Consider the following 8,416-nt stretch of genomic DNA (forward strand, 5'->3'; position numbering starts at 1 on the left):
ATTACTAGGCTATTGTTTGGTAGGCTTGGTAATTCATTAATGGTTATGGGCTTGATCAGTGATTGATTAATGCCAATACTAGTCAGTCCTTGAATGAGTGTTGTTGGTCCGACTACGTAGATTGGCGTGTTTATGCCTATCGGTGCCGGCCCATTAACTGTGCCGAGACTCGCCCTATTAATTGTCTTAGGCCCATTAACGATGTGCAGTGCAAGCACGAGCGCCAAAGCCAGGGCGACAACCACAGACAAAGCCACCAAAAGCCTTAACCCAAACTCCATAACCACCAGTTCTCTCTAATTCACGGGACTTTTTTCTAACTCCGGCTGTTCAGAAAAAGTGAGCCGAGCAGAATTGAGTGGGGGGGCTGGTCTCACACCACACTCGCCAAGCCAATGAGTAACGCCTTTTTATCCACGGCATCGATTGGTGACTTGGCGATAAATATTAAGTCGGCAATCAACTCCCTAGTGTTCATCAACAAGGCTAGTCAACGAGCCTTATAAGGGTGTACAGGGCACAGGACTCAGTAAAGGCAATCAATGTACGCTTGCGTGCATTAACTATAGCCATTCACGGCAAACCACCCACAACCAAAAATACTGGGGGGGAGTATGCGCGATTTCATGCTCTCTATTTTGCAATGTATTAAGTGCCGTTGAGGTGGGCTTGGTGTTTAGAGGTGGAAATACCGTGAGGACAAATACGATTCACAAGAGTCAGGAGCAGAAAGACGTACCAACGAGGACCAAGAAAACAATGAGGAAAACTTGAAAAGAGGCAAATAAAACAACGAAACAGAGGATTTCAATAGAATATTGAGGGGTCAAGCCCCCCCGTGAACCATAGCCCTGGTTGGATGTTCCTAGAGGATTTTAATGGAGTATTGAGTGGGTGAAGTGGTTGGCTTGTTCTCGTTAGGTCATAGCACTCCGCTTGAAGCCTGACTTATCTTAATTAATAGCAATGTTGGTATTTTGTATTGTAATGAATGTTGACTAGGTCTTTTTCGTCGCGCATCATTTAAATGTGATGTTTCTGGCTTTTCACGGTCTTTTCACGGGTACTTCCTTAAATACATCTGCGTTTTTAAATTCATTGATGAGGTTCCCAATATTCCTTACTGTGGGAATTGCCCTACTGGTTATTATGGGTGTTGCCGTTTTGCATGCTCAGGGTGTCGGTTCCTCCATTGGCGTTAATGGGAATGTTAATGCCTCAGGTCTCACTGCATCCTACTACATCCACTTAATTATGGCTGAGCGCTGGGTTGAGGCTTTGAATGCAAGTGGCATTAACTCTACATCGGTGATTGAGTTAATTAATGAGGCCGAGTCCTATGCAAATGCTGGTAATTACCTAAGCGCCATTACCACGTTGAATAATGCAATTAATTTGGCCTCTCAATTAATGGTTGGCGGTCATGTTAATGAAACGCAGACAATACTCGGTGGCTATACCTCACTGGCATCTACTATGAATAATACGGTGGTTAATAATTTACTGAGTAATGAAAGCCTTGCTAACTTCACGTTAAGGATTCTCTCCGTATTGGGTAGGTACGGTAATGCCTCTCATTTAGTTATCATGGGCATGATCATACTAAGCAATGAAGAGGGGGGGAGCCTCTATTCTCACGTACCACCCAGCGCCTTCCTAGGTCTAAATACCGCGGTGAATATACTGAATATGACCTTCGATGAGTTGATGGGTGCTGGCCTTAATTCAACAGTCAAGCAATTAATAATACTGAAGGCTGAGGTGATGGCAATTTCATTGCTAACCCCCCCACCAAACGTAAGAGTTCACGTATTACCTCAGGCGGTTGGGCAATACCTAGCACCGTTGAGTGAAAATGCTTCGGTGGCTGCGGCGCAATTGTCTGAGTTGCTAAATATGACGATATCAATACCGCCGCAGTTAATGCAGTGTATGGGTAATATCAATGAGACGTTAATACCGTTGGTGAATGAGTCACTGAGTGGACCGGAGGTCTATGCCCTAACTAGCGATTTCATTAATAACTACACCAACTGTCTATGGCAAGTGAGGGAGTTCATTAATGAGGTAAATACTACGCATATCATAATTACCAGGTTCATGGGTATTGCTGGGGGGGAATTGAATAATTCCGGGCTGTCGAATTTAACCCCCTACATTCTCAATGAGTATTTCCAGTGCAGGTCAAAATTAATTAATGCCTTCAGTAGTGGTAATGCCACATTAATAAGGCAGGTACTTGATCAATGTAGGTATGAAGTGCATAATTATGAGAATGAGACCTACTACACCATTTGGGTTATGAATTTAACGAGGAATTATCTATCGTATGTTAACTCCACCATTTGGGGGGGCTTAGCGAAGCAGCATGGGATTGGTGGTGTAATGCCCACGTTATGCTACGTGAAGCTCAACGGTAACGTTATTGGTAATATAACCCTAATAATTAAGGAGATGCTCAACGGCACAATAACACCGGTGGAAGCCCAGACCCTAATAAATGAGTATCTAGAGAATATTACTAATTCAACGCCATCATTAGTCGCCGGTTGCCTTGGAATACCCGTGGGGCCGCACACCTACGTACCAATGATTAACTGGACAGGCCCAGGTAATTGGACGACCATAAAGTACCCCCCCAGTGCAGTTGGTGAATTAGCAATAAACCCCCCCAATGGGAGTGCTGAATTGATGATAAACGTGACGAACCCAACACAGGAAAGCCTATACATAAGTGGGTTCAGTATTGGCAGGTTGGCATGCACATTCTCGAGCCCGGTAGAGGTTAATGCCAATTCCCAGGGTACCCTCAGGCTTGACCTAGCCATTGGCAGTAATGAGGTCACCAGCGTAACAGGCCTGGGCGCATCGGGAGGCGTCGTGGTTTCCCAGGGAACTAACGTGAATTGTATTGGGTATCTACCGACCATGTTTATGCCGTCGATACTCAACGGTGAGTTATACCTAAGTAATGGTATGTGGATAACACTCTTTATAACAGTAAGCGCGGGGGGGACCAATACATCGCTTAATTACGGTTGGGGGGGTAATTGGTGATATTTAATACACTCAGTCGATATATGAATTGTTCAATCCCATAGAAACCACGGGTTTGTTCCTATCAACACCGAATAACTTAGCTATTAATGGGCATTTAGCCCTGAATAGGAAGATTACGTTGTTGAGTTTAGGTTTCCTCTCCATGAATGACTCAAGGTTATCAAGCCCCCCCTTAGAAATAATTAAGTCATAGTTAACTAACTCCATCACCACGTCATCGTACCAAAAGGCCGAGTAATTACCAGGTAATGCCCTAACCTCAAAGTCTCTGGCGAAGTTAGTGACGTAGTCATAAGTGACGTCGACTTCATACGGCCTACTCCTCGCATACACTACGACTCTAGCACCCATTGAGGATAACCTCCTAATGAGTAGCAAGTCAAACTGAAACTCGCCAGCATTATCAACTAGGTAGGCAATACTCCCTGCATGGCTAAGCCTACTCCTTAGGTCCTCGGGATTAGTACCTAGCCAGGTTGGTTCCTCAAGTATGTTCCTCACAAAATCATCGATGCTAAAGTCGTAACCCCTCATTGGTATATCGACGGAGTTCGCAGAGGCTGCGAGCTTCACATAATTAATAACATCATCGCCAAGGCCTAACCTACTAATTAACTCACCTGCGGCTTTCTCGAGCATGGATTTTTCATCACCATGCGGATCAGCCATGCCAAGGTATCTGGTTAAACGGTTAAATGACTCAATAAACACTGTTGCCCTGCCCAGGGGTGATAGGTCCATCACAACCCTGCCCAGATCAGAGAATGACCTAACGTCATTGATACCAAGCCTTCTTAATTCGCCGAACCTGGACTCGAGCGCACAGAGTAGGCAATCGCTAATGCTTACATACCACGGTTTTCGCATAAGCATTGCAGTCCGTGATTGACGCGGGACATTAAATAATAAATATTGCGTGCCGTGTTAAGTAAAATTAATACTCTATGTTTTATGAACTTGATGGTATAACGAAATGACCAAACCACCTGATGCACCTATTGATATAAACATCACCGACTAAATGCCTTTTCCCAGTTTATTACCGTTAATTTTAAACCTCATGAGACTTCTTATCGAAACGTTACTTTACCTACCTTAAATTGACCACTGACTACTATTATTTTATGTGCGGGGAATGCTATGATAACTATTCATGGTAATTGTTAAAAAATAGGAGCAACACAATTAATGCGTGTTTTCAGATAATATTAACATTGATTTCATTAAAAGTAAGGTTAGGGCTATTGTTGGTGAGATTCTTAGTTATTACTCTGGTAAGGAGGAGGTTATTAGGAAGATCTTGGCCGCGGTGCTGGCTGGCGGTCACGTGCTCCTTGAGGATAAGCCTGGCGTTGGTAAGACCTTCCTAGCAAAGCTCATGGCTAAGGTCCTGGGCCTGCAATTCTCGAGGATCCAATTCACGCCTGATCTACTGCCCAGTGACATCATCGGCACTAAGGTTTGGAGGCCGAGTGAGGGTAGGTTCGTGGCCATGATGGGGGGCCCATATTTGCAAACTTCATCCTAGCAGACGAGATCAATAGGGCACCACCTAAGACCCAGGCAGCGCTCCTCGAGGCTATGGAGGAGCTCCAGGTAACGATTGAAGGCGAGACGTATAGGTTGCCTCAACCATTCATCGTTATTGCGACCCAGAACCCAATTGAGTACGAGGGAACCTACCCACTGCCCGAGGCCCAGATGGACAGGTTCATGCTTAAGATGAGCCTTGGTTACCCGAGCGAGCCGAGGAGAGCGAGTTGTTGAGTAGGAGGGTTAAGTGGATGACTGATGACCCAACCGGCTATGCAAACACCGTCACGAATGCCAACGAATTACTCGCCATTAGGCAATTCATTGAGGCTAAGGTTAGGGTTGATCAGGACATCATTAAGTACATACTCGCCTTCAGGGTGATTAGGGATGATGAGAGGGTGGCCGCCGGCCCAAGCCCAAGGGGTTTGTTATCGCTTTTGAGGATTGCTAGGGCTATCGCGGTGATTGATGGTAGGGACTACGTAATACCTGACGATGTGAAGTCCGTGGCTCCGGACGTGCTTGGGCATAGGATTGTGCTAAAGCCCGAGTACGCGATTGAGGGTGAGGTGACTGGTAGGGACATAGTCCTTGAGTACCTGGGTAAGATACCCGTGCCCAAGTGATCATTATGGTTAAAGAGATAGTGAAATCGTACTACCTACTTCTGGCAATACCCGTTTTTGTGGCCATAATAGCTCTCATAGACACAGCAAGGGAATTACTAATGACTATTATATTCTCGGTGCTTATGGTATTCCTGGCTCTGGCCACAGATACGAAGCCCGCCATAACCATGAGCATTGACCTATCAAAGACCAGGGTGTTCGCCGGAGATGATGTTGAGGCTTTGGTTAAGGTGAGGGTCAGGGGGGGTGGATTTGGGCTCGTTTCCATAGCCATGCCGCCAGCCTCATATGGAGACTCGAGGAGGTATAGGGAGGGATTCGATGTTATTAATGGTAAGGCAGCCCAAATAATCTTTAAGGGCTTTAGGGATGTCGATAGGGAGTTCAAGTTCAGGATTAAGGCATTGAAGAGGGGGGGTGTGTATGATTTCGGTCGCATTAGGTATACCTATCACCACCTCTTTGGTCTTAGGATCATTGAGGATGAGGTTGATGAGGGCATTAGGCTTGTGGTTATGCCTAGGTACAGGGTCATCAGGAGGGGGGGTGTTGGCAGGATTAAGCCTTCCACGGTTACGCCTAGGGTGACCCCGAATAGGCTTGGCCCTCATTCAACGGATTTCATGGACATTAGGGAGTACGTACCAGGCGACCCATTCAAGTTCATTAATTGGAAGGCCACGGCCAGGTCCATAGAGGGTAAACTAATGGTTAATAATTATGAGAGGGAGGGTCTCAGGAACGTGATATTCCTAGTGGATCTAGGCCCGTGGATGAGGCTCGGTTACCCACACGAGAACCCCCCCTCGAGTTCGGGGGGGCATCCCTGGTCCTCTCCCTCACTAAGGTCCTGCTTAGGTATGGCTATAACGTAGGTCTCTGGACTATGCCGCCAAGCGACGTCTATGTAATGCCCTCCTCAGGCCAGACCCAGTTCTACAGAGTACTGAGTGCGTTACTTAGGATCGAGCATGTGGAGGAGCCCAAGTACGAGTTCGCAGACCCTGCGCTGCTGAGGATTATCATGGAGACAAGGCCAATACTAATCGTCATTACTAACATAGCCAGTAAGGACGTGGTCGCAGCCCTCAGGAAGTCCCTATGTGTGGGGGCAGGGCGGCAGATGTAGGTTATTGGGTAAGGCATTGGTTATTGATGTGTCCCACGGCTCTGTGATAATGAGGGAAAAACTTGGTGATTATGAGGTTGTGCCGTGTATTGGACGTATGAGCACCAGGGCTAGGCTGTACAGGGCGTTACCTAAGGGCGTGCTTGTCGTACCCTGGGACCCGGTTTGTGAAAACGTGGGTTTGGCCGTGGCGAGACTCATGCCCAGGGTGAGGTGGTTGTCATGAGGGCAGTATCCGCAGTACTGGCCCTATTGCTCCCTCTGACGCCATTCATGGTCTTCATGACCATGACTGATTACTCGAGGCTCTTTATCTACGTATTCATGGGCATAACCGTGGTCATCGGTGTGGTGGGGGGGCTTGTCAGGGGGGGTAAGGGCTTGGGTAGGGCTGGTTTGTTCTCGGCATTTTCATCAATGGCCCTTTTAGCCTTCGCCATGGGTTATATACCGTACACAACAGGTATTGCGTTAGGGGGCCGTGAGTGAGTCAACCCTTAAGTGGCTTGCCCTATCGATAACCCTATCCATCTATGCGTACTTCCTCGGGAGTGTCTACGAGGCAAGTAACAGGATTGCTAAGAGGATGAGGGAGTTGGGCTACGGCGTTGAGGGGTTTAGGGAGTTGGACGTGACGAATGCCGTGGTGATTGGCGTTGGCGCCCTGCTGCTTGGAGTCTCCTTCGTGATTACTCTGTTAATGGAGGTATTGAGGATCATTAGTTTAGCGCCAATAATGGCGTTACTGATATTCATCATGGTATACCTAATAGCCATGGTAATAGCGAGGATACATAGGGGGGGTGAGGGCTATGAGCATTAAGATAACGTTGAGTGACCTGGGGTTTATGGATTTATTTAAGGCATTTATTGCCTGGACCATAGTACTCCTAATTGTGGCTATAATAATTAATCTCCTGGTGGGGACGCAATATGCCACGTTTATACAGGAGGATCCACTTAAGGCCGCTAGGGACTTTGCCGAGGCCTTTGTAACGGTAGTCAACCCATCAGCCCATCCATCAACCTTTACCAAGATAGTCGGTAGATATGGCATCTCGCCAATATTATTCTTTGCATTATCGGCTGTTGTTAATTCGATATTATTCACAATTTTTGGATTAGCTCTACTGTCTGGTTTAAGGTTGTGGTTTGGCATACATACTATTTGGAAAAGCCCTAGGTCAATCCTCGGCCTCATTGCGTTGGCCGGTGCATCGTTATCATTAATTGGACCTGTGTTAGCATTAATTGGTTTAGTATTACTACTTGTCACTGATGTTACTCCGGTTGTTAATCAGGGGATGGTATTAACATTGAACTCACCCTTCATTTACATGGCTCTTCCATTTCCATGGCCAATAACGATAGGCACATTTTTATGGATTCTCGGTATCGGCATCATTGGGGGGGCCCTCCTGTTAATTCTTCTCATTAGGAACAAAGATTTCCTTGGCAGTGCATTTATGGCAATATTAATAATTGGGTCAGTACTATCAATTATTGGGATGTTACTGATAGGATTCATGTTAATGTTAATTGCCAGCGGACTTGTGGTACTAACAAAGGTGGGTGTTGCCGTATGAACTCAAGAACAGCTGCAATAATCTTTCTGGTAATCGTGCTCATAATTACCTGGATTCTAATGAGCTCAATAACGCCATTGATAATCAAGACCAGTGGGTCTAAGTCAAATAACGTGGTGAATATAGTGAGCGTCAGTAAATCGCAAATGCCAGGTATTGGGCTTGGGACTGGGTTATTCGGCTCAGGCTTCGGCATTAATGGTTTAGGCACTGGATTATTTGGTAGCGGCTTTGGTTTCTCAGGTATTGGTTTCGGACTTCACGGTTTTGGAGGGTTTGGAACGTTGACCATGCTCTTCATAAACGAACCAATAATAAGTCCATTACCGCCACATATTACACAACCCGCCATATCGCTTACATTTAGTAATGCGCTAATGATATCTCCAGTATTTCCTTGGTCAACAATTATGGAACAGCCAGTCAATATGGGTAGTGAAGGCGGTGGTGGAGGAGGTGGCGGTGGGGGTGGCGGA

At 46.3% G+C, this 8,416-nt stretch carries 9 protein-coding genes and 2 pseudogenes; 9 read left to right on the top strand and 2 right to left on the bottom strand.

The features are described from left to right. Positions 1 to 281: pseudogene (locus JCM11216_RS13485) on the bottom strand (hypothetical protein); the annotation flags it as partial. 820 nt (positions 282 to 1,101) lie between these two features. On the opposite strand from JCM11216_RS13485, the gene JCM11216_RS13490 reads away from it, so the two are divergent. Beyond that, positions 1,102 to 3,057, top strand: a complete 1,956-nt coding sequence (locus JCM11216_RS13490) for a hypothetical protein (protein WP_054854533.1) — start codon at positions 1,102 to 1,104, stop codon at positions 3,055 to 3,057. Between the two features lie 12 nt (positions 3,058 to 3,069). Here JCM11216_RS13490 and JCM11216_RS13495 read toward each other — a convergent pair whose 3' ends face one another. After that, entirely contained in the window at positions 3,070 to 3,933 is an 864-nt protein-coding gene (locus JCM11216_RS13495; RefSeq protein WP_243676402.1) for an ARMT1-like domain-containing protein, read from the bottom strand. A 370-nt stretch (positions 3,934 to 4,303) separates the two neighbouring features. On the opposite strand from JCM11216_RS13495, the pseudogene JCM11216_RS13500 reads away from it, so the two are divergent. From JCM11216_RS13500 to JCM11216_RS13535, 8 genes and pseudogenes are all read left to right on the top strand, one after another. Further along, positions 4,304 to 5,222: pseudogene (locus tag JCM11216_RS13500) on the top strand (MoxR family ATPase). Between the two features lie 5 nt (positions 5,223 to 5,227). Next, on the top strand, positions 5,228 to 6,100 hold the full coding sequence (locus JCM11216_RS13505) for a DUF58 domain-containing protein (RefSeq protein WP_243676403.1): 873 nt from the start codon (positions 5,228 to 5,230) through the stop codon (positions 6,098 to 6,100). An 11-nt stretch (positions 6,101 to 6,111) separates the two neighbouring features. Continuing rightward, positions 6,112 to 6,354, top strand: a complete 243-nt coding sequence (locus JCM11216_RS13510; RefSeq protein WP_054854535.1) for a hypothetical protein — start codon at positions 6,112 to 6,114, stop codon at positions 6,352 to 6,354. Continuing rightward, entirely contained in the window at positions 6,329 to 6,580 is a 252-nt protein-coding gene (locus JCM11216_RS13515; protein WP_054854536.1) for a hypothetical protein, read from the top strand. Before JCM11216_RS13510 ends, JCM11216_RS13515 begins: the two co-directional genes overlap by 26 nt. Continuing rightward, the gene (locus JCM11216_RS13520; RefSeq protein WP_243676404.1) at positions 6,568 to 6,843 is read left to right on the top strand and encodes a hypothetical protein; all 276 of its coding nucleotides are present in this window, start codon (positions 6,568 to 6,570) and stop codon (positions 6,841 to 6,843) included. Before JCM11216_RS13515 ends, JCM11216_RS13520 begins: the two co-directional genes overlap by 13 nt. Next, positions 6,836 to 7,177 (top strand): hypothetical protein, encoded by a 342-nt coding sequence (locus JCM11216_RS13525; RefSeq protein WP_054854538.1) that lies wholly within the window; start codon positions 6,836 to 6,838, stop codon positions 7,175 to 7,177. Before JCM11216_RS13520 ends, JCM11216_RS13525 begins: the two co-directional genes overlap by 8 nt. After that, positions 7,167 to 7,940: a hypothetical protein gene (locus JCM11216_RS13530; RefSeq protein ID WP_054854539.1), complete on the top strand. Its 774-nt coding sequence runs from the start codon at positions 7,167 to 7,169 to the stop codon at positions 7,938 to 7,940. Before JCM11216_RS13525 ends, JCM11216_RS13530 begins: the two co-directional genes overlap by 11 nt. Beyond that, the coding region (locus JCM11216_RS13535) for a hypothetical protein (protein ID WP_054854540.1) at positions 7,937 to 8,416 on the top strand (480 nt) is incomplete at its 3' end. The genes JCM11216_RS13530 and JCM11216_RS13535, both read left to right, overlap by 4 nt.

This window comes from Vulcanisaeta distributa JCM 11216, from assembly GCF_001315985.1.
Taxonomy (GTDB): domain Archaea; phylum Thermoproteota; class Thermoprotei; order Thermoproteales; family Thermocladiaceae; genus Vulcanisaeta; species Vulcanisaeta distributa_E.